The sequence below is a fragment of the Acidovorax sp. genome, from assembly GCF_034519795.1.
In the GTDB taxonomy this organism is placed as follows: Bacteria; Pseudomonadota; Gammaproteobacteria; order Burkholderiales; family Burkholderiaceae_C; genus Acidovorax.
In genome coordinates, this window is the sequence record NZ_JAXHOB010000020.1 from 175344 (window position 1) to 195429 (window position 20086).

General features: G+C 68.6%; 17 protein-coding genes. 10 read left to right on the forward strand and 7 right to left on the reverse strand.

What is annotated here, in order from left to right; genetic code table 11:
- Positions 1–2: 2 nt before the first annotated feature.
- The 6 genes from U5N23_RS22080 to U5N23_RS22105 all read right to left on the reverse strand — a co-directional run bounded on the left by U5N23_RS22080 (position 3) and on the right by U5N23_RS22105 (position 11048).
- Positions 3–1457: an efflux transporter outer membrane subunit gene (locus U5N23_RS22080; RefSeq protein WP_322594880.1), complete on the reverse strand. Its 1455-nt coding sequence runs from the start codon at positions 1455–1457 to the stop codon at positions 3–5.
- On the reverse strand, positions 1457–4594 hold the full coding sequence (locus U5N23_RS22085) for an efflux RND transporter permease subunit (RefSeq protein WP_322594881.1): 3138 nt from the start codon (positions 4592–4594) through the stop codon (positions 1457–1459). Before U5N23_RS22085 ends, U5N23_RS22080 begins: the two co-directional genes overlap by 1 nt.
- Positions 4591–7722: an MdtB/MuxB family multidrug efflux RND transporter permease subunit gene (locus U5N23_RS22090; protein ID WP_322594882.1), complete on the reverse strand. Its 3132-nt coding sequence runs from the start codon at positions 7720–7722 to the stop codon at positions 4591–4593. The genes U5N23_RS22085 and U5N23_RS22090 overlap by 4 nt, the downstream gene beginning before the upstream one ends.
- 36 nt (positions 7723–7758) lie before the next feature.
- Entirely contained in the window at positions 7759–9402 is a 1644-nt protein-coding gene (locus U5N23_RS22095; protein WP_416208650.1) for an MdtA/MuxA family multidrug efflux RND transporter periplasmic adaptor subunit, read from the reverse strand.
- A gap of 294 nt (positions 9403–9696) precedes the next feature.
- Positions 9697–10329, reverse strand: coding sequence for a LysE family translocator (locus tag U5N23_RS22100; protein ID WP_322594884.1), 633 nt, complete (start codon positions 10327–10329; stop codon positions 9697–9699).
- A gap of 80 nt (positions 10330–10409) precedes the next feature.
- Entirely contained in the window at positions 10410–11048 is a 639-nt protein-coding gene (locus U5N23_RS22105) for an ABC transporter ATP-binding protein (protein WP_322594885.1), read from the reverse strand.
- Positions 11049–11148: 100 nt separating this feature from the next.
- Here U5N23_RS22105 and U5N23_RS22110 point away from each other — a divergent pair, with 100 nt between their 5' ends.
- The 3 genes from U5N23_RS22110 (at position 11149) to U5N23_RS22120 (ending at position 13089) form a co-directional block, all read left to right on the forward strand.
- Positions 11149–11517 (forward strand): hypothetical protein, encoded by a 369-nt coding sequence (locus U5N23_RS22110; RefSeq protein WP_322594886.1) that lies wholly within the window; start codon positions 11149–11151, stop codon positions 11515–11517.
- 384 nt (positions 11518–11901) lie between these two features.
- Positions 11902–12810 (forward strand): transglutaminase family protein, encoded by a 909-nt coding sequence (locus U5N23_RS22115; RefSeq protein ID WP_322595547.1) that lies wholly within the window; start codon positions 11902–11904, stop codon positions 12808–12810.
- 108 nt (positions 12811–12918) lie between these two features.
- Positions 12919–13089 (forward strand): hypothetical protein, encoded by a 171-nt coding sequence (locus U5N23_RS22120; protein ID WP_164470704.1) that lies wholly within the window; start codon positions 12919–12921, stop codon positions 13087–13089.
- A gap of 104 nt (positions 13090–13193) precedes the next feature.
- On the opposite strand, the gene U5N23_RS22125 is transcribed toward U5N23_RS22120, so the two are convergent.
- Entirely contained in the window at positions 13194–14111 is a 918-nt protein-coding gene (locus U5N23_RS22125) for a LysR substrate-binding domain-containing protein (protein WP_322594887.1), read from the reverse strand.
- 126 nt (positions 14112–14237) lie between these two features.
- Between U5N23_RS22125 and U5N23_RS22130 the strand changes: the two genes are divergently transcribed.
- The 7 genes from U5N23_RS22130 (at position 14238) to U5N23_RS22160 (ending at position 20050) form a co-directional block, all read left to right on the forward strand.
- Positions 14238–15236: a tripartite tricarboxylate transporter substrate binding protein BugE gene (locus tag U5N23_RS22130; RefSeq protein WP_322594888.1), complete on the forward strand. Its 999-nt coding sequence runs from the start codon at positions 14238–14240 to the stop codon at positions 15234–15236.
- Between the two features lie 5 nt (positions 15237–15241).
- Positions 15242–16120: an N-formylglutamate amidohydrolase gene (locus U5N23_RS22135; protein ID WP_322594889.1), complete on the forward strand. Its 879-nt coding sequence runs from the start codon at positions 15242–15244 to the stop codon at positions 16118–16120.
- 101 nt (positions 16121–16221) lie between these two features.
- A complete protein-coding gene (locus U5N23_RS22140) occupies positions 16222–16908 on the forward strand; it encodes a glutathione S-transferase (RefSeq protein ID WP_322594890.1) in 687 nt (228 codons plus the stop codon).
- Between the two features lie 251 nt (positions 16909–17159).
- Positions 17160–18266 carry a 4-hydroxyphenylpyruvate dioxygenase gene (gene hppD, locus U5N23_RS22145; RefSeq protein WP_322594891.1) on the forward strand — a complete coding sequence of 369 codons (1107 nt, stop codon included), beginning with the start codon at positions 17160–17162 and terminating at the stop codon, positions 18264–18266.
- On the forward strand, positions 18263–18562 hold the full coding sequence (locus U5N23_RS22150) for a 4a-hydroxytetrahydrobiopterin dehydratase (RefSeq protein ID WP_322594892.1): 300 nt from the start codon (positions 18263–18265) through the stop codon (positions 18560–18562). The genes hppD and U5N23_RS22150 overlap by 4 nt, the downstream gene beginning before the upstream one ends.
- An 18-nt stretch (positions 18563–18580) precedes the next feature.
- Entirely contained in the window at positions 18581–19480 is a 900-nt protein-coding gene (phhA, locus tag U5N23_RS22155; RefSeq protein ID WP_322594893.1) for a phenylalanine 4-monooxygenase, read from the forward strand.
- Positions 19481–19543: 63 nt separating this feature from the next.
- Positions 19544–20050, forward strand: a complete 507-nt coding sequence (locus tag U5N23_RS22160; protein ID WP_322594894.1) for a low molecular weight protein-tyrosine-phosphatase — start codon at positions 19544–19546, stop codon at positions 20048–20050.
- Positions 20051–20086: the final 36 nt, after the last annotated feature.

Sequence of the window (20086 nt, forward strand, 5' to 3'; positions counted from 1 at the left end):
TCTCACCTTGCCAGCGGCTCCCAGTTCCCCGCCACGTTCTTGAGCAGGGTGTTCACGGCCACCAGGCGGCGGTTCTTCACATCGATCAGGCTGCGCTGCGACGAAAGCACCGAGGCCTGGGCCGTGATGACATTGAGAAAGCCCACGGTGCCGGCGCGGTACTGGTTGTTGACCACGTCGAGCGCGCGCTGGGCGGCGGCCAGGGCCTCGGTCTGCAGTTGCTGCTCCTGCGCCAGGGCGGTGGCGGCCGTGAGGTTGTCCTCCACCTCCTGCAGCGCGGTGAGCACCGTCTGGCGGTAGCTTGCGGCGGCCAGGTCGTTGCTGGCGCGGGCCGATTCCACGGCGGCAGTGCGCGCACCGCCATCGAACAGCGACACGGCCAGGGCCGGGCCGAGCGACCAGAACAGGTTGGGCGCACTCAGCAGCTTGGACAGCTCCGAACCCCGGTACCCGGCCGAGCCCGAGAGCGTGAGCGCCGGGAAGAAGGCCGCGCGCGCCACGCCGATCTGGGCATTGGCGGCGGCCACGCGGCGCTCGGCGGCGGCGATGTCGGGGCGGCGCTCCAGCAGCTGCGAGGGCAGCTGCGCGGGCACGGGCGGCGGGGCCGGCAGCTCGGCCGTGGCCGGCAGGCTGAAGGCGGCGGGCGCCTGGCCCACCAGGGCGGCCAGCGCATGTTCGAGCTGGGTGCGGCTGGTCTCGGATTCGAGCAACTGCACCTGGGTGGTCTTGTACTGCGCCTCGGCCTGGGCCACGTCGGCCAGCGATGCCACGCCGGCCGCCTGGCGGTTGCGCGTGAGCTCCCAGCTGCGGGCATAGGCATCGAGCGTCTCGCGCAGCAACCGGGCCTGGGCTTCGGCGGCGCGCAGCGCAAAGTAGGTCTGGGCCACCGTGGCCTGCACCGACAGGCGCATGGCGGCGAGGTCGTCGGCGCTGGCCTGGGCGCTGGCGCGTGCCGCGTCCACCGTGCCCGAGATGCGGCCCCACAGGTCCAGCTCCCAGCTGGCGTTGAGGCCCAGCGAATGGCTGGTGCTGATGCGCGCATTGCTGCTGCCGTCGGCCTGCAGCGCGCTGCCGCTGCGCGAGCGCGCGCTGCTGGCACTGGCGCCCAGGCTGGGCAGCAGGCTGGCGCTGCTGCTGGCCACTGCCGCCTGCGCGGAGCGCAGGCGGGCCACGCTCTGCGCAATGTCCTGGTTGCCGGTAGCCGCCTGCCGCTGCAGCGTGTCGAGCGTGGCATCGCCATACAGCGACCACCATGCCGTGGGCACGGCATGGTCGCCACCGGGCTGGGCGGGCTGCCACAGGCCCTGGGCGGCGGCGCCGCCTTCCTTGTAGGCCGGCGGGATGTCCATGGCCGGGCGCTCGTAGGCCTGCTGGCTGGCGCAGGCGCCGAGCAGGGCCAGCACGGCCAGCGAGAGCGCCAGCCGTGCAGAGAAGGAAGGGGAGACAGGGGAAGGCATCAATCGTTTCCTTGAAGCGCCACCACGGGGCCCTGCGCCGGGCGCTGGCTGCGCCAGCGGCGCGCCGTGCGCAGCACGCGGGCGCGCAGGCGGTCCAGCGCCACGTAGACCACGGGCGTCGTATAGAGCGTGAGCACCTGGCTGAACAGCAGCCCGCCCACGATGGCGATGCCCAGCGGCTGGCGCAGCTCGGCGCCGTCGGCCCGGCCCAGGGCCAGCGGCAGCGCGCCGAAGATGGCGGCCATGGTGGTCATGAGGATGGGGCGCAGGCGCAGGTTGCAGGCGCGGTAGATGGCCTGGGCGGCGCTCACGTGGCCGCCGCGCTGGCGCACCAGCGCGAAGTCGATCATCATGATCGCGTTCTTCTTGACGATGCCGATGAGCAGGATCACCCCGATCAGCGCGATCAGCGAGAACTCGGTCTTGAACAGCATCAGCGCCAGCAGCGCACCCACGCCGGCCGATGGCAGGGTGGACAGGATGGTGAGCGGGTGCACCAGGTTCTCGTAGAGGATGCCGAGCACCAGGTAGATGGTGATGATGGCCGCCAGGATCAGCAGGGGCTGCCCGGCCAGCGCGTCCTGGAAAGCCCCGGCCGTGCCACCGAAGGTGCCGCGGATGCCCACCGGCACACCGAGCTCCGACACCGCATTGTGGATGGCATCGGTGGCCTGCGACAGCGAAATGCCCGGCGCCAGGCTGAAGCTCACCGTGCTGGCCGGCGTGCCCCGGTCGTGGCTGACCGACAGCGGCGTGTTGGTCTGCGTGATGCGCGCAAACGCCGTGAGCGGGATCTGCTGACCCAGGTTGTTCACGAAGAAGAAGCTGCGCAGCGTTTCGGGGTCCTGCAGGTACTGGGGTGCGGCCTCCATCACCACGCGGTACTGGTTGAGCGGGTTGTAGATCACGCCCACCTGGCGCTGGCCGAAGGCGTCGTTGAGCGTGGCGTCGATGGTGGCCACCGTCAGGCCCATGCGGGTGGCCGCGTCGCGGTCGATCACCAGCGTGGTCTGCAGGCCGTAGTCCTGCACGTCGCTGTTCACGTCCTCCAGCTCGGGCAGCTGCGACAGGGCCTGGCGGATGCGCGGCTCCCAGGTGCGCAGCTCGGCGATGTCGTCGGCTTGCAGGGTGTAATCGAACGAGGCGCTGCTCTGCCGCCCGCCGATGCGGATGTCGCGCTGGGGCGTCATGAACAGGCGCGCGCCGGGCTCGTTCTTGAGCTGCTCGCGCAGGCGGTTGATCACCACCTCGGAGCTCTCCTGCCCCGGCCCGCGCTTGAGCGACATGAACATCATGGCCGCATTGCGCTGCCAGCCGCCTGTGAAGCCGGTGACATGCTCCACGGCGGGGTCGGCCTGCACGATGGCCAGAAAGCGCTGCAGCCGCTGCTCCATGGCCTGGAACGAGGTGGCCTGGTCGGCCCGGATGAAGCCCGAGATGCGGCCCGTGTCCTGCTCGGGCATGAAGCCCTTGTCGATGGCGGTGTACAGGTAGACGTTGCCGGCCACCACGCCGGCCAGCACCAGCAGCACCACGGGTTGGTGGCGCAGGCACCAGGCCAGGCTGCGGCGGTAGCCGCGCAGGCCGCGCTCCTGCAGCCGGTCGACCCAGCGCGAAAAGCGCGCCCACCACGACTGGCTGGGCGCTCTGGGCGCGCGGTGCTGCCTGAGCAGCACCGCGCACATCATGGGCGTGGTGGTCAGCGAGACCAGCAGCGACACCAGGATGGCGGCCGACATGACGATGGCGAACTCGCGAAAGAAGCGCCCCACGATGCCGCCCATGAACAAAATGGGCACGAACACCGCTATCAGCGAGATGCTCATCGACACCACCGTGAAGCCGATCTCGCGCGCGCCGTCGAGCGAGGCCTGCAGCGCGCTCTTGCCGCGCTCCATGTGGCGCATGATGTTCTCCAGCACCACGATGGCGTCGTCCACCACGAAGCCGGTGGCCACGGTGAGCGCCATCAGCGACAGGTTGTCGAGCGTGTAACCCGCCAGGTACATGATGCCGAAGGTGCCTGCCAGCGACACCGGCACCGCCACGCTGGGGATGAGCGTGGCGCGCGCATTGCGCAGGAACACAAACACCACCATGATCACCAGCGCCACGGCGATCAGCAGGGCGTTCTCCACCTCCCTGACCGAGGCACGCAAGGTGGGCGTGCGGTCCGAGACGATCTCAATGTCGATGGCGGCCGGGATGGAGGCCTTGAGCGCCGGCAGCAGCGCGCGCACGCGCTCCACCGCTTCGAGGATGTTGGCGCCCGGCTGCTTGTACACCTGCAGCAGGATGGCCGGCTTGCCGTTGGCCACGCCGAAGTTGCGCACGTCCTGCACCGAGTCGGTGACCTGGGCCACGTCGGCCAGGCGGATGGCGTTGCCGTCCTTCCAGCGCAGCACCAGGGGCGCGTAGTCGGCCGCCACGCGGGCCTGGTCGTTGGCGGTCACCTGCCAGTAGTGGTCCTCGCGCTCCACCGAGCCGAGTGGGCGGTTGGCGTTGGTGCTGGTGATGGCCGCGCGCACCTGCTCCAGCGAGACGCCGTTGGCCGCCAGGCGCAGCGGGTCGAGCTGCACGCGCACGGCGGGCAGCGCACCGCCGCTGATCGACGCCTGTCCCACGCCCTCGACCTGCGAGAGCTTTTGCGCCATGACGGTGGAGGCCGCGTCGTACATCTGCCCGCGCGTGAGCGAGTCGGACGTGAGCGCCAGGATCATGATGGGCGAATCGGCCGGGTTCACCTTGCGGTAGGTGGGGTTGCTGGGCATGCCCGTGGGCAGCAGCGTGCGCGACGCGTTGATGGCCGCCTGCACGTCGCGCGCGGCGCTGTCCACCGTGCGGCCCAGGTCGAACTGCAGCGTGATCGAGGTGCTGCCCAGTATGGAGCGCGAGGTGATCTCGTTGACGCCCGCGATGGCCCCCAGGGCCCGCTCCAGCGGCGTGGCCACGGTGGCGGCCATGGTGTCGGGGCTGGCGCCGGGCAGGCTGGCCGAGACCGAGATGGTCGGGTAGTCCACCTGCGGCAGCGGCGCCACGGGCAAGAGAAAGTACGACACCGCCCCTGCCAGCGCCAGGCCGATGGTCAGCAGCATGGTGGCGATGGGCCGGTGGATGAAGGGGGTGGACAGGCTCACACCGCTCCCTCGGCATGTGCCGCCTTGGCCGCGCGCCGTGCCCGCCAGCGCTCGGCCGCGTTCTCGAAGGTCAGGTAGATCACCGGCGTGGTGAACAGCGTCAGCAACTGGCTCACGATGAGGCCGCCGACCATGGTCACCCCGAGCGGATGGCGCAGCTCGCTGCCCACGCCCGTGCCCAGCATCAGCGGCAGCGCGCCCAGCAAGGCTGCCAGCGTGGTCATCAGGATCGGGCGAAAGCGCAGCAGGCAGGCCTGGTAGATGGCCTCGCGCGCGGGCAGGCCCTGGTCGCGCTGCGCCTCCAGCGCGAAATCGATCATCATGATCGCGTTCTTCTTGACGATGCCGATCAAGAGCACGATGCCGATGATGGCGATGATGTCCACATCGAGCCCCATGACCAGCAGGGCCAGCAGCGCCCCCACGCCAGCCGACGGCAGCGTGGACAGGATGGTGACCGGGTGGATGGTGCTCTCATAGAGCACGCCAAGCACGATGTACATGGTGACCACCGCCGCCAGGATGAGCAGCAGCGTGTTCGACAGCGAGGCCTGGAAGGCCAGCGCCGCGCCCTGGAAGCTGGTCTCCACCGACAGCGGCAACAGCCCCGCCTCCTTGGCGGCGGCCTGCTCGGCCTGGATGGCCTTGACCGCATCGCCCAGCGCCACGCCGGGCGCGGTGTTGAACGAAATGGTGGCGGCGGGCAGCTGGCCCACGTGGTTCACGCCCAGGGCCATGGGACGCTCTTCGATGCGCGCCACGGTGGACAGCGCCACCGGCTTGCCGGCCGTGGAGGTGACGTAGATGTTCGCCAGCGCCTCGGGCCCGACCTTGAACTGCGGCGCCACCTCCAGCACCACGCGGTACTGGTTGGACTGGGTGAAGATGGTGGAGATGAGCCGCTGGCCGAAGGCGTTGTACAGCGCCGTGTCGATGCCCGCCACCGTCACCCCCAGGCGGCTGGCCTGGGCCCGGTCGATCTGCACGAAGGCCTGCAGGCCCTGGCTCTGCAGATCGCTGGCCACGTCGGCCAGTTGCGGCAGGCCACGCATGCGGCGCACCAGGTCGGCGGTGCTGGCCTGCAGCTGCGCCGAATCGGGCGAGGAGATCAGCAACTGGTACTGCGTGCGCGCCACGCGGTCTTCGATGGTCAGGTCCTGCACGGGCTGGGCGTACAGGCGGATGCCGGGCAGGTCGGCCGTGTCGTCGGCCAGGCGGCGCACCACGGTGGACGCCCTGTCGCGCTCGCCATGGGGTACCAGGTCGATCAGCAGGCGGCCGGTGTTGAGCGTGGTGTTGGCGCCATCCACCCCGATGAAGGACGAGACGCTTTTCACCGCCGGGTCGCGCAGGATGCGCTCGGCCAGCTGCTGCTGGCGCTCGGCCATGGCGGCGAACGAGATCGACTGGTCGGCCTCGGTGGTCGCCTGCAGCGTGCCCGTGTCCTGCACCGGAAAGAAGCCCTTGGGCACCACCATGTACAACAGCACCGTGAGCGCCAGCGTGGCGATGAAGACGATCCAGGTAAGCCCCTGGTGGCCCAGCACCCAGTTCAGCGCGCGGCCGTACTGGGCGATGGTGCGATCGAAGAAGCGGCCCGTGGCCTGGTACAGCCGGCCATGGCTTTCCTCGGGCGTGTGGCGCAAGAGGCGCGCGCACAGCATGGGCGTGAGCGTGAGCGAGACCACGGCCGAGATCAGGATGGCCACCGCCATGGTGATCGCGAATTCGTGGAACAGCCGGCCCACCACGTCGCCCATGAAGAGCAGCGGGATCAGCACGGCGATCAGCGAGATGGTCAGCGAAATGATGGTGAAGCCGATCTGCTTGGCGCCCTTGAGCGCCGCCTGCAGCGGGTGCTCACCCTCCTCCACGTAGCGCGCGATGTTCTCGATCATCACGATGGCATCGTCCACCACGAAGCCGGTGGAGATGGTCAGCGCCATCAGCGTGAGGTTGTTGATCGAGAACCCCGCCATGTACATCACGCCGAAGGTGCCCACCAGCGACAGCGGCACCGCCACGCTGGGGATGAGCGTGGCCGAGGCGCTGCGCAGGAAGACGAAGATCACCGCCACCACCAGGCCGATGGCCAGCGCCAGCTCGATCTGCATGTCTTTCACCGACGAGCGGATCGTCACCGTGCGGTCGGTCAGGATCTGCACGTCCAGCGAAGCCGGCAGCGTGCTCTGCAGCTGGGGCAGCAGGGCCTTGATGCGGTCCACCGTCTCGATCACGTTGGCGCCGGGCTGGCGGCGGATGTTGAGGATCACACCGGCGCGCGCGCCCGTGTCGGGCGTGCCGGCCCAGGCGGCCAGGCGGGTGTTCTCGGCATCGTCCACCGTGGCGGCCACGTCGCTCAGGCGTACCGGCACGCCATTGCGCAATGCGATCACCAGGTTCTGGTACTCCGCCGCCGACTGCAACTGGTCGTTGGCATCGATGGTCGAGGCCCGCGCAGGCCCGTCGAACCCGCCCTTGGCCTGCTTGACGTTGGACGAGGCGATCACGCCGCGCACATCTTCGAGCGTCATGCCCACGGCCGCCAGCGCCACCGGGTTGACCTGGATGCGCACGGCCGGCCGCCGCCCGCCCGCGATGGCCACCAGGCCCACGCCCTTGACCTGCGAGAGCTTGGGCGCCAGGCGGTTTTCCACCAGGTCGTTGACGCGGATCACGGGCAGCGAGGGCGAGGTGATGGCCAGCGTGAGGATGGGTGCGTCCGCCGGGTTCACCTTGCTGTAGATGGGCGGCATGGGCAGGTCGTTCGGCAGCAGGTTGCTGCCGGCGTTGATGGCCGCCTGCACCTGCTGCTCGGCCACGTCCATGGCCATGTCGAGCGCAAAGCGCAGGGTGATGACCGAAGCCCCGCCCGAGCTGGTGGAGGACATCTGCGCGAGGCCCGGCATCTGGCCGAACTGGCGCTCCAGCGGCGCGGTGACGTTGGAGGTCATCACGTCGGGGCTGGCGCCCGGGTACAGCGTGGTGACCTGGATGGTGGGGTAGTCCACCTCGGGCAGGGCCGAGATGGGCAGCAGCCGGTAGGCCAGCAGGCCTGCGATCAAGAGCGCCACCATCAGCAGCGAGGTGGCGATGGGGCGCAGGATGAAGATGCGCGAAAGGTTCATGGGGGCGGTGCCCGCTTCAAGGTGATCGGGGCCGCGTCAACGCGAGGCCGCTGCGCCAGGGGCCGCCATGCCGGCCGCCTGCATCTTGCCGCCGATGAAGGCACGCCGCTCGTCGGGCGCCATGGCCTGCAGCTTCTGGCGCTCCTCGGGGCTCATCTTGTCGAGCAGGGCGCGCACCTCGGGTGACATGCCGGGGCGGCGCTCACCGCCAGGGGCACCGCCTTCGGCCGATGCGGCAGGCGCCGGTGCCGCAGTCGCGGGCTCGCCACCCACCGTCCCGCTGGCTGCCCCTGCAGGTCCGGCCGCGCCGGGCTGGTTGCGCTTGCTGCGCAAGAAGGCGCGGCGCTCTTCCTGCGTCATCTTGGCGAACCTGTCGCGCTCTTCCTGGGTCAGGTTGCGCATCGCGGCGCGGCGCGCGCCGCCCTCCTGCACAGCCTCGTCGGCGCGGGCGGCAGCGCCCGAATCGATCACGGCCACCTTGGCGCCTTCGCGCAGGCGGTCGATGCCGTCGACCACCACCTGGTCGCCGTCCTTGAGTTCCCCTTCGACCGCCACGCGGTCGCCATCGGCAACGCCGACGCGGATGCGCCGCTGCGTCACCGTGCCATCGGGCTGCACCAGGTAGACGTAGTTGTTCTGGATGGCCGTGCCGGGCACGGTGAGCGCGTTTTCCAGCAGATTGACCTGCAGGCGCACGTTCACGAACTGGTTGGGGAACAGCGTGCCGTCCTCGTTGGCAAAGCTGGCCTTGACCTTGATGGTGCCGGTGGTCGCGTCGATGGCGTTGTCCAGGGCACCCAGGCGGCCACGCGCCAGGCGGCGCTTTTGCTCGCGGTCCCACAGCTCCACGGGCAGCTCGGCGCCTTGGGCCAGGCGCTGGTTGATCTGCGCCAGGTGCGCCTCGGGCACGGAGAACACCGCGTCGATGGGGCGCACCAGGTTGATGGTGACGATGCCCGTGGCGTCCGAGGGGCCGACCACGTTGCCCCGGTCGGCCTGGCGCAGGCCCAGGCGCCCGGCGATGGGCGCGGTGATGCGCGTGTAGCTCAGCTGCAGCCTGGCGGCGTCCACCTGGGCCTGGTCGGCTGCCACGGTGCCTTCGAGCTGCCGCACCTGGGCGGCCTGGGTGTCCACCTGCTGGCTGGCGATGGAATCCTTGGCCAGCAGGTCCTGGTAGCGCTGGAGGTCGAGCTGCGCGTTCTTGAGCAGGGCCTGGTCACGCGCGAGGTTGCCCTGCACCTGGCCGAGCGATGCCTGGTAGCTGCGCGGGTCGATCTCGGCCAGCAACTGACCGGCTTTGACCTCCTCGCCTTCCTTGAAGTGCAGGCGGATCAGCTCACCGCTGACCTTGGCGCGCACCACGGCCGTGGCGCGTGCGCTCATGGTGCCGATGGCATTGACCTGCACCCGCACGTCCTGGCGCCGCACCACGCCCACCGACACGGGTTGGGTCTGGCCGCCGGCACTGAAGCGTGCCGGTCCTCGGCCGCCAGGGCCGCCCGGGCCGCCGCGCCCCGCAGACGCATCGGCCTGGGCCGGCGCCGCCTGGCGCTGCTTCCACCACAGCCCGCCACCCACAGCAGCCGCCATGAGCACCAGCAGCACGACCCACCACAGGGCGCGCCCCTGTTGGCGCAAGAGGGACCGCGGAGACACAGGCAGGAAACGGAGGGACGGCATGGTGGACGCAACAGGTGGAATCGTGGCTATGGTAGCCATGCGCCGCGACACTCCGGCGCGCAGGCAAAGGGATTTACCCCGCCTTTACCCTCGCTTTACGGCGTTTTCAAGGCCGAAACGCAATTCAGTTGCCCATGGCGCTGCGCGCCACCCGCATCGCATGAAACTGGCGCGGCCCAAGCCAGTGCCCCCGTGCAAGGGCCGCCCCGCCGCACCGGGGGCGTCCCCCTCCCGACTCGCGCGGCGAGACGAGAGAGGGGTGAAGGCGCGAAGCGGCTCAGGGGGTGTTTCATTTCAGCGGTTGGTGGCCAGCAACAGACCGCCCGCGCCCATGAAGAAGCCGCCCGTGGCCTTGTTCAGCCGCACCACCCCGCGCGAGGTGCGGATGAAGCGGCGGATCTGCCGGCCACCGGCGGCATAGACCGCCGTGGCGACGAACTCGGCCACCAGGTACACGCTGCCCAGCACCAGGAACTGGCGCGCCGCCGGCTGCGCCGGATCGATGAACTGCGGAAAGATGGCCGCGAACAGGATGATGGCCTTGGGGTTGGTGATGCCCAGGAGGAACTCCTGCGTGACCAGCGACCACAGGCGAACCGGCGCCGCGCTCGCAGCCACCTCTGCCCCGTCAACGACCTCCAGGCCATTGAACTCGCGGCTGCGCCAGGCGCGCCAGCCCAGCCAGAACAGGTAGCAGGCGCCCACCCACTTCACGGCAGTGAAGGCGGCTTCGGACGCCAGCAGCATGGCCCCCAGGCCCACGGCCGACACGGTGAGAAAGATCGCAAACGCCGCCGCGCGCCCGAGGGTGCCCACCAGGGCTGCGCCCACACCGGCACGGATGCCGTTGTTGAGGCCGCAGAAATTGTTGGGGCCGGGCGTCAGGGCGATGGCCACGGCGACAGGGGCGAAGAGAAGGGCGTCCATGGGAGTTTCCGGTGAAAACGGCCGCATTGGCGGCACAGACCCCAGTTTAGGGCTTGGAAAACGATCCTGTTCGGCCAGGGTTACCGGTCAGGCAGCGCGATGGTCGCCTGCCAGGGCACGCCCACCAGCGCATCGTAGTGGGCCACCACCAGGGCACGGTCCGCCTGGGTCGCCAGGGCGGCCAGCGCCTGCTGCAGGTACTGCACCGAGGGCTTGTCGAGCCCAGCCACAGGCTCGTCGATCAGCGTCAGCGCCGCGCCCGAGGCCAGCGCCCCGGCCGTCCAGACCTTGCGCCGCGTGCCGGTGGACAGCATCAGGAAGCGCTTGTGCAGATGCTCCTGCAGCCCGAAGCCCTCGATGTGCCTGGCCAGCGCCGCCGCATCGAATTGCGGGTAGCGGGCGGGCAGTGCGGCGAGCCAGTCCTGCGCCACCTGTTCGCTCAGCGCGTCCGAGCGCGGGTCGCCCTGGAACACCTGGGCGCGGTAGGCGGCAGGTGAGGCGTGCAAAGGCACACCCTGCAGCACCAGTTGGCCGGCGTCAGGGGCGAGCTCGCCCGCCAACAGGCGCAGCAGGCTGGTCTTTCCACTGCTGTCGGCGCCGAGCACGAGCGTGGTGCCGGCCGGCAAGCGGGCGTCCAGGCCCTGGAACAACGGGCATTCGGGGTAGGCAAAGCACAGGCCGTTGATGTGCAGGATGGCATCGGTGCTGGCAGCAGGCATGGAACGCAAGACCTTGGAGAAGCGAAGCCGACCATTCTAGGAACTGCCGCCCGGCCCTGCGCGACAATGCACGGCCCCACCCTGCCCCCGACCGCACGCCATGCCCCTGCACTACCTGGATTTCGACTACAGCGAAGACTTCGAGGGCACCGGCACGTTCGACGCGATGGCTGCGGTGGCCCCCGCGCAGCTGGCGGCCCTGCATGCCGAGGTCGCACAGGTGCTGGCCTGGGCCCATGCGCAGTTTCCCGGCGGCTGCGGCCCGGCCGACGAGGGCGGTGAATGGGACTACGACCTCTCTGCCGTGCAGGAGGTGGCCACGCCCCTGGACCTGGCATTCGACGACGCCAGCGGCACCATTGCGGTGCAGCCGGGCACGCCCGGCCCGGCGCGCACCACCGTCACCCTGTCGATCAGCGGCAGCAGCATGTTCTGCAGCGCGCTGCGCGAGGCCTTCGCACTGGGCTGAGCCAGCGCGGCCTCCCAGCCCCGATTGTGTAAAGACGCAGCTGTCGGTGCCGGTCACCACGGCAACAGGCTCTCAGCCTACATACAACACCCGGGTAAACGCCTATCCTGCAATGGCAGCGGTGTGCAGGGGTTGCCTTGCACTGGCCACGCAAAGCCCAAGGTCAGGCGCACAGCGCCTGGCAGAGCTGCACCCACCAGAGAGGCTCACTTCATGCTCGCGCAATCGTCTTCTTCCATGGCCCCGCCCTTCAACCCGATGACGGCGCCCTTGCCCCTGGCAGCGGCCAACGAGTCGCCTGCTGCGGTCACACCTGCTGCCAACCACCTCCAGCAGTCGCAAGGCATGCAGACTGCGCCCATGCAGGCCACCGCAGCACCGTTCATGGCCAACACCCGGGTGCGCATGGAGCTGGAGATCGAGCTGCACTACGAGATCGACCAGTACGGTGCCGACTTCGTGTTCAACATCCACGCCGCGCACACGCCCAGTCAGGCCGTCAGCAACGAACGCCTGGTGATCAACCAGAACATCCCGCAGCAGATCCACACCGACCCGGCCACCGGCAACCGCTACCTGCGCCTGCATGGCGAACCTGGGCCGCTCAGCGTGGCGTACTCGGCCACGGTGGACATCACCCACCACCGCACCGACCCCATGCAGCTGGCCGAAGTGCCCGTGCGGCGGCTGCCGCAGGAGGTGATGGGCTACATCTACCCCAGCCGCTACTGCCAGTCCGACCGGCTGCTGCGCCTGGCGCTCAACGAGTTCGGCGCCCTGTGGCAGGGCCACAGCCGGGTGCAGGCGATCCGCGACTGGGTGCAAAAGCACGTGGCGTTCACGTCCAACACGTCCAACTCCAACACCTCGGCCGTGGACACCCTGGTCGAGCAGGTGGGGGTTTGCCGCGACTTTGCCCACCTGATGATTTCGCTGTGCCGCGCGATCAATATCCCCGCACGCTTCACCACCGGCACCGACTATGGCGCCGACCCCGCCCTGGGCCCGCCCGACTTCCACGCCTATGTAGAGGCCTACCTGGGCGACCGCTGGTACCTGTTCGACCCCTCGGGTACGGCCATTCCCATGGGGCTGATCCGCTTTGGCACCGGGCGCGATGCGGCCGACGTGGCGTTTGCCACGATCTTCGGCGGCGTGCGGGCACAACCGCCGGTGATACGCACCAAGGCCGTGGAGGATGCGGGCCGCGGTTTCGTGCTGCCGCACCACTGCCGCGAGGCGCTGTCGACCGACCATGGGGCGGCTTTCGCCACCCGGTTTGCCGATAAATAGGGCGTTTCAACCACCCTGTCGTGGGCGCGGAATAAAGCACATTTTCGGCACCGGGCCCGACCTATGGCCTAATACACGTTTTTCCACCATCTTTTCCAGAGAATTCCCATGGGCAACAAGATCGTCACCGAAGCAGACCGCAAGCGCACCCCCCGCCCTACGCCAGTGCCCGGCTACAACCTGGCCACCCCAGGTCGCGGCCAGCGCGTGAGCCTGGAGCGCGGCGTCGCCACGCGCAGCAAGAAGAACCCTGGCAAGCGCTCCAAGAAGGGCGGCTGATCGCCAGATCGCCACGGGCCGGCTGCGGCTGGCACCTTGCAAAAAAGCCCTCTTGCGAGGGCTTTTTGCATTCTGGCTGCGCTTTGGGGCCTCCGGCGCCCCGATCACGCAGGCATGGCGGCAATGTCCTCGCGCGCCATCTCCAGCAGCCACTGGCGAAACACAGGCAGGCTGGCTGCAGCCGCCCGGCGCCCGGGCAGGCGGCACAGAAAGTAGCCGCGCTGCAGGGTGATCGGCAGGTCGAACGGCGTGACCAGGCGGCCCGCATCGAGCTCGGCCCGCACCAGGCAGCGCTGCACCAGTGCAACGCCCATGTCGGCCATGGCCGCCTGGACCAGGATGGACACCTGGTCGAACACCGTCGACAGCTCGGGCTCGGCGCCCGTGGCGCCGACGGCGCGCAGCCACTGCGCCCAATTGCCGGGCGAGGTGGAATGGGCCAGCAGCGGCTCGGCGGCCAGGTCCGCCGGGTGCTGCCAGCGCTGCCGGGCGGCACGCGCGGGGTGGCACACCGGCACCACTTCGCGGCCGATGACGTAGTCGCACTCCCAGCCCGGCCACTGCGCCGCACCCAACCCGGTGAGGATGGCGGCATGCGGCGTGGGGCCCGAGAAATCCTCGTCCTTGCGGTAGGGAACGAAGCGCAGGCGCACATCCGGGTGCCGGGCCTGGAAGTCCGGCAGGCGCGGCACGAGCCACACGCTGGCCAGGGTGGGCACCACGGACAGCACCAGCTCCGTGGTGCGTGACGCCCCTACGCGCAGGGCCTCGCTGGCCGCCTCGATCGCCGCCAGCGGCTCGCGCACGGCAGCCAGCAACTGTGCGCCCGACTCCGTCAGCAGCATCTGCTGCGAACTGCGCTTGAGCAGCACCTTGCCGAAATGGCCCTCCAGCCGCGCCACCGCCCGGCTGATGGCACCCTGGGTCACACACAGCTCGTCCGCCGCGCGCGAAAAGCTGCCGGTGCGCACCACCGTAACGAACGCGTGCAGCTCGGACATCGATGGCGAATGCAGGCGCATGGGGCAGCAAGGCAGGGATGGTGTATGACCAATGGTAATACAGGAATGCCGGACTGTCGTTTGCGGGTGAGCGCTGTTCGCCAGAGACTGCCAGCACCCTTTGGCCACCGAGAGAACCCCCACACCATGGCAAGCACCCTCCTCCCTTCCTCCTTCAACCGCCGGGCCGCCCTGCTGGCCCTGGCCCTGGCACCGCTGGCTGGCGCGGTGCATGCGCAAGCCGCGTTCCCGGACCGGCCCATCAAGCTGATTGTGCCCTTCGCACCCAGCGGCTCGACCGATCTGGCGGCGCGGCTGATTGCCGAATTCGCGGGGCGCGAGCTTGGCCAGCCCATCGTGGTGGAGAACAAGGCCGGCGCCGGCGGCTCGCTGGGCATGGAACAGGTGGCCAAGGCCCGTGCCGACGGCTACACCCTGGGCATGGCCACCATGAGCACGCACGGCTCCAACGCGGCCGCCTATGGCAGCCGCATGAAGTACGACCCGGTGAAGGATTTCGCCCCGGTCTCCAACGTGGCCACGGTGCCCAGCGTGTTCGCAGTGAACGCCAACTTCCCGGCCCGGACCATGCAGGAGTTCATCGCGCTGGCCAAGGCCAACCCGGGCAAGTACAACTTCGCATCGCCGGGCACGGGCTCGCTCGGGCATGCCAACGTGGAGCATTTCTCCAGCCTGGCCAAGATCGAGCTGCTGCACATTCCCTACAAGGGCGCGGGCATGGCGCTCAACGACGCCGTGGCAGGCCAGGTCGACGGCATCACCGACAACCTGCCCTCGGCCCTGCCGCACATCAAGGCCGGGCGCCTGCGGGCGCTGGCAGTGCTCTCCGAGACCCGCTCGCCCCTGCTGCCCGATGTGCCGACCTACGGCGACCTGGGTTTCAAGGAAATGGGTGCCGGCGGCTGGTTCGGCGTGGTGGCACCGGCGGGCACGCCCGCGCCCGTGGTCAACCGGCTCAACCAGGCGATCCACGCGGCCATGAAACACCCCGACTTCATCAAGAAGATGGACGAGGCCGGCGCCACGCTGATCCCGGGCACGCCCGCGCAATTCGGCGTGCAGATCCGCCAGGCACTGGACCGCTACGCGCGCGTGGCCAAGGTCGCCAAGCTGACGGCGGAATGACGCGCATGGACCTGCACCCGGAAATCCCTGCCTTCACCCTGCACGCGCCGGTCGGCCCGGCCATTCCCCTGGTCTGCGACTCGCCGCATAGCGGCACCGCCTACCCTGCGGATTTTGGCCATGCCCTACCCCGTTCCCTGTTGCGCGCGGCCGAAGACACGCATGTCGAAGCCCTGTGGCAGGCCGCGCCCGAGGTGGGCGCCAGCTTGCTGCAAGCGCATTTCCCGCGCAGCTACATCGATGCCAACCGCACGCTCGACGACCTGGACCCGGCCCTGCTCGACGCGCCCTGGCCCGAGCCGCTGGCCCCGGGCGAGAAGACGCGCCTGGGCTACGGCCTCATCTGGCGCAACGTGAACGCCACCACACCCATCTACGACCGCAAGCTCACGGTGGCCGAGGTGCAGGCACGCATTGCGCGCTGCTACCAGCCCTACCATGCAGCGCTGGCGGCCGCCATCGGCCGGGCGCATGCGCAATTCGGCGCCGTCTGGCACCTGAACCTGCACTCCATGCCCAACAACGCCTACGAACGGCTGCAGATAGACAGCCCACACCCGCTGGCCGATTTCGTGCTGGGCGACCGCGATGGCACCACCTGCGAGCCGGCCTTCGTGGACCTGGTGGAAAAGGAGCTCAAGTCTCGCGGCTACACCGTGGCCCGCAATGACCCCTACAAGGGCGTGCAGCTCATCGCGCGCATCGGCCAGCCCGCGCACCACCGGCACAGCATGCAGGTGGAGATACGCCGGCCGGTCTACATGGACGAGACAAGCCGAGAACGTGGCGCGCACTTCGGCACGGTGCAGCGCGACCTTGCCGGCGTGCTGCAGGCGATTGCAGGCTACCTGCGCGAGCACCCCTCCATGCACGCACGGGGCTGACCGCCAGGCACAGGGCCAGATGGGCCCCAGCATCGCCCAGGCGACACAAAGGGTGCACAAAGGGCGCACAAAGCATCGGCAACAGCGCCTAAGATGCGCGCATGATCACCGTCCACCACCTTGAAACCTCGCGCTCGCAGCGCGTCCTCTGGCTGCTCGAAGAACTGGGCGTGCCCTACGAGCTCAAGATCTACCAGCGCGACAAGGCCACCAAGCTGGCCCCGCCCGAGCTCAAGAAGATCCACCCGCTGGGCAAATCCCCCGTGATCACCGATGGCGACGAAGTGGTCGCCGAGTCCGGCGCCATCGTCGAGTACCTGGTGGAGACCTATGGCGCACAGGCCGGAGGCGACCTGGCCCACCTGCAGCCCGTGCGCGGCACGCCCGAGTACCGCCAGTGCCGCTTCTGGATGCACTATGCCGAAGGCTCGCTCATGAACTGGCTGGTGATGAAACTGGTGTTCATGACCATCCCGCGCCAGCCCATGCCCTTCTTCGTCAAGCCCATCGCCAAGGCGCTGTGCGGCAAGGTGCTCGACAAGGTGGTGGACCCGAACGTGAACACCGCCATGGACTTCATGGAGCAGCACCTGGGCCAGCACACCTGGTTCGCGGGCGAGCACCTGACGATGGCCGACTTCCAGATGAGCTTTGCGGTGGAAGCGGCCCTGTCGCGCTCCAGCAAGGCCAGCACCTGCCCGAACATTCTGGCCTACAAGAAGCGCATGGAGGCACGGCCCGCCTACCAGCGCGGCATCCAGAAGGGTGGGCCGGTGGTGATGTCCTGAACGGACCTTTGGGCGCTCTGCCGACACGGCGGCAGGGTCTCTCACGAAGGGGCGATAACGCCCCGAAGAGCAGCAAGCTTGCGCCAACTGGGGCTTCAGAGCTTTTCAATTGCTCGGCACTTGATTTTTCGCACGAATCAAGCGCATACCAGGCCGTGGCGCCTTGATCTTGCAAGATAAATGCGCACAACAATCTCTACAGTCTCCATACCCCCAGCCGATCCACGGCTGCCCCCTTCTGGAGACGATGTATGACCGATCTGTTTGACAACCCCATGGGCCTGTGCGGCTTCGAGTTCGTGGAATTCTCCTCGCCCAAGCCCGGCCTGCTGGAGCCGATGTTCGAGAAGATGGGCTTTTCGCTGGTGGCCAAGCACCGCTCCAAGAACGTGCTGCTGTACCGCCAGGGCGGCATCAACTTCATCGTAAACAACGAGCCAGGCACTGCGGCCTACTTTGCCGGCGAGCACGGCGCTGCGGCCTGCGGGCTGGCGTTCCGGGTGCGCGATGCCCACAAGGCCTACAACCGGGCGCTCGAACTCGGTGCCCAGCCCATCGAGATCCCCACCGGCCCGATGGAGCTGCGCCTGCCCGCGATCAAGGGCATCGGCGGCGCGCCGCTGTACCTGATCGACCGCTTCGAGGACGGCAAGTCGATTTACGACATCGACTTCGAGTTTTTGCCCGGCGTGGACCTGCACCCCAAGGGCCATGGCTTCCAGGTGGTCGACCACCTCACGCACAACGTGTACCGCGGCCGCATGGCCTACTGGGCCGACTTCTACACCCGGCTGTTCAACTTCCGCGAGATCCGCTACTTCGACATCTCGGGCGAGTACACGGGCCTGACCTCCAAGGCCATGACGGCGCCGGACGGCCTGATCCGCATCCCCCTGAACGAGGAGTCGCGCCAGGGCGGTGGCCAGATCGAAGAGTTTTTGATGCAGTTCAACGGCGAAGGCATCCAGCACATCGCGCTGCTCACCGACAACCTGCTCGAATCCATCGACCAGTTGCAGATGGCCGGCATCCCCTTGCTGACCGCGCCCAACGAGGTCTACTACGAGAACCTGGAAAAGCGCTTGCCCGGCCACGGCCAGCCCGTGGGCGAACTGCAGGCCCGCGGCATTTTGCTGGACGGCACCACCGAAGGCGGCCAGCCGCGCCTGCTGCTGCAGATCTTCTCGCAGCCCATGCTGGGCCCGGTGTTCTTCGAGTTCATCGAGCGCAAGGGCAACTACCGCGAAGGCTTTGGCGAAGGCAACTTCAAGGCCCTGTTCGAGTCGCTGGAGCGCGACCAGATCAACCGCGGCGTGCTCACCGCCACCGACAAGGCGCCCGCCAAGGAAGCGGCATGAAGCTCACGCCCGAGGAGCTGGCAACGCAACTGCCCTCCCTGACCGGCTGGACGCATGCCGAGGCGCGCGGCGGCCTGATCACCAAGGAGTTCCAGTTCGCGGACTTCGTGCAGGCCTTCGGTTTCATGGCCCAGGTCGCCCTGCACGCGGAACGCATGAACCACCACCCCGAGTGGTCCAACGTCTACCACCGCGTGTCGGTCACGCTGACCACGCACGACGTGGACGGCATCTCGGCCAAGGACATCGAGATGGCCACGCTGATGAACCGCATCGCCGCAGCCTTCACGGCATAGACGGCCCAGGAGACACACATGCTGCAGCAGCTCAAGGAAACCGCCAAGCACGGCCTGGCGGCCGGGGACGCGCACGCGCCAGAGCGCCCCGACTGGACCATCGACCAAGGCTGGGCCAACTACACCAAGGAAGAACACGCCGTCTGGCGCACCCTGTTCGAGCGGCAGTCCAAGCTGCTGCCCGGGCGCGCCTGCGACGAGTTCATCTGCGGCATGCAGGACCTGCCGATCGGCCCCGAGCAGATTCCCGATTTCGAGCAGATGTCCAAGGTGCTCAAGAAGCGCACCGGCTGGGAAGTGGTGGCCGTGCCCGGCCTGGTGCCCGACGAGGTGTTCTTCGAGCACCTGGCAAACCGGCGCTTTCCCGCAGGCCAGTTCATCCGCAAGCCGCATGAGCTCGACTATCTGGAAGAGCCCGATGTCTTCCACGACGTGTTCGGCCATGTGCCGATGCTGATGAACCCGGTGATCGCGGACTACATCCAGGCCTATGGCGAAGGCGGCCTCAGGGCCTACCGCCTGGGCGTGCTGGAAAAGCTGGCCCGGGTCTACTGGTACACGGTGGAGTTCGGCCTGGTGCAGCAGAGCGATGGCCTGCGCATCTATGGCGCGGGCATTGCCTCCTCGGCCAGCGAGACGCGCTTTTCCGTCGAAAGCGATTCGCCCAACCGCGTGCGCTTCGAACTCGAACGGGTGATGCAGACCAACTACCGCATCGACGACTTCCAGGAGACCTACTTCGTGCTGGGCCACCTGGACGAGCTGCTGGAACTGGCCAAGATCGACTTCGCGCCGATCTACAACCGGCTGAAGGGGGCCCCGGAACATGATGCGGGCGCGGTGCTGCCCAGCGACAGCGTGGTGACCCGCGGAACCCTCGCCTACCACGACGCCAAGCGCCAGGCGGCACCTGCCTGATCGCCTGCCATGCGACACTCCAGAACGGCCCCACGCGGGCCGTTTTGCATGAGGGGCACACACATGGCACAGCAACCAACCGCAGCAGGCTACTCCGTCCTTTTTCTCTGCATGGGGAACATCTGCCGCAGCCCCACCGCGCACGGCGTGTTCCGCCACCGCGTGCAGGCGGCCGGCCTGGCCGACAGGGTGCGCGTGGATTCGGCCGGCACGCACAACTACCACCCGGGGGAGCCGCCGGACCACCGCTCCCAGCGCCATGCCTCACGGCGCGGCTACGACCTGTCGGACCTGAGGGCGCGGCAGATGCTGCTGGCCGACTTTGCCGCGCACGACCTGGTCCTCGCCATGGACTGGGACAATCTGGCCATGGCGCAGGCGCTGTGCCCGCCCGGGCACGCGCACAAGCTCAGGCGCCTCACGGAGTTCTGCCTGCACATGCAAAGCCCTGTGGTGCCCGACCCCTACTACGGCGGCGCCACGGGCTTCGATGATGTGCTGGACCTGGTGGAAGATGCCTGCGAGGGGCTGCTGCTGCATGTGCAGCGGGAGTTGCACGGCCGCCGCTAACCCCTGGCGACTGACGCCAACCCGCTCAGACAAAAA

Bases quoted from the DNA above. Each gene is read 5' to 3' on its own strand.
- U5N23_RS22080 (WP_322594880.1), bottom strand. From the start codon at position 1,457: ATGCCTTCCCCTGTCTCCCCTTCCTTCTCTGCACGGCTGGCGCTCTCG.
- U5N23_RS22090 (WP_322594882.1), bottom strand. From the start codon at position 7,722: ATGAACCTTTCGCGCATCTTCATCCTGCGCCCCATCGCCACCTCGCTG.
- U5N23_RS22095 (WP_416208650.1), bottom strand. From the start codon at position 9,402: ATGCCGTCCCTCCGTTTCCTGCCTGTGTCTCCGCGGTCCCTCTTGCGC.
- U5N23_RS22100 (WP_322594884.1), bottom strand. From the start codon at position 10,329: ATGGACGCCCTTCTCTTCGCCCCTGTCGCCGTGGCCATCGCCCTGACG.
- U5N23_RS22105 (WP_322594885.1), bottom strand. From the start codon at position 11,048: ATGCCTGCTGCCAGCACCGATGCCATCCTGCACATCAACGGCCTGTGC.
- U5N23_RS22110 (WP_322594886.1), top strand. From the start codon at position 11,149: ATGCCCCTGCACTACCTGGATTTCGACTACAGCGAAGACTTCGAGGGC.
- U5N23_RS22115 (WP_322595547.1), top strand. From the start codon at position 11,902: ATGGCCAACACCCGGGTGCGCATGGAGCTGGAGATCGAGCTGCACTAC.
- U5N23_RS22120 (WP_164470704.1), top strand. From the start codon at position 12,919: ATGGGCAACAAGATCGTCACCGAAGCAGACCGCAAGCGCACCCCCCGC.
- U5N23_RS22125 (WP_322594887.1), bottom strand. From the start codon at position 14,111: ATGCGCCTGCATTCGCCATCGATGTCCGAGCTGCACGCGTTCGTTACG.
- U5N23_RS22130 (WP_322594888.1), top strand. From the start codon at position 14,238: ATGGCAAGCACCCTCCTCCCTTCCTCCTTCAACCGCCGGGCCGCCCTG.
- U5N23_RS22135 (WP_322594889.1), top strand. From the start codon at position 15,242: ATGGACCTGCACCCGGAAATCCCTGCCTTCACCCTGCACGCGCCGGTC.
- U5N23_RS22140 (WP_322594890.1), top strand. From the start codon at position 16,222: ATGATCACCGTCCACCACCTTGAAACCTCGCGCTCGCAGCGCGTCCTC.
- hppD (WP_322594891.1), top strand. From the start codon at position 17,160: ATGACCGATCTGTTTGACAACCCCATGGGCCTGTGCGGCTTCGAGTTC.
- U5N23_RS22150 (WP_322594892.1), top strand. From the start codon at position 18,263: ATGAAGCTCACGCCCGAGGAGCTGGCAACGCAACTGCCCTCCCTGACC.
- phhA (WP_322594893.1), top strand. From the start codon at position 18,581: ATGCTGCAGCAGCTCAAGGAAACCGCCAAGCACGGCCTGGCGGCCGGG.
- U5N23_RS22160 (WP_322594894.1), top strand. From the start codon at position 19,544: ATGGCACAGCAACCAACCGCAGCAGGCTACTCCGTCCTTTTTCTCTGC.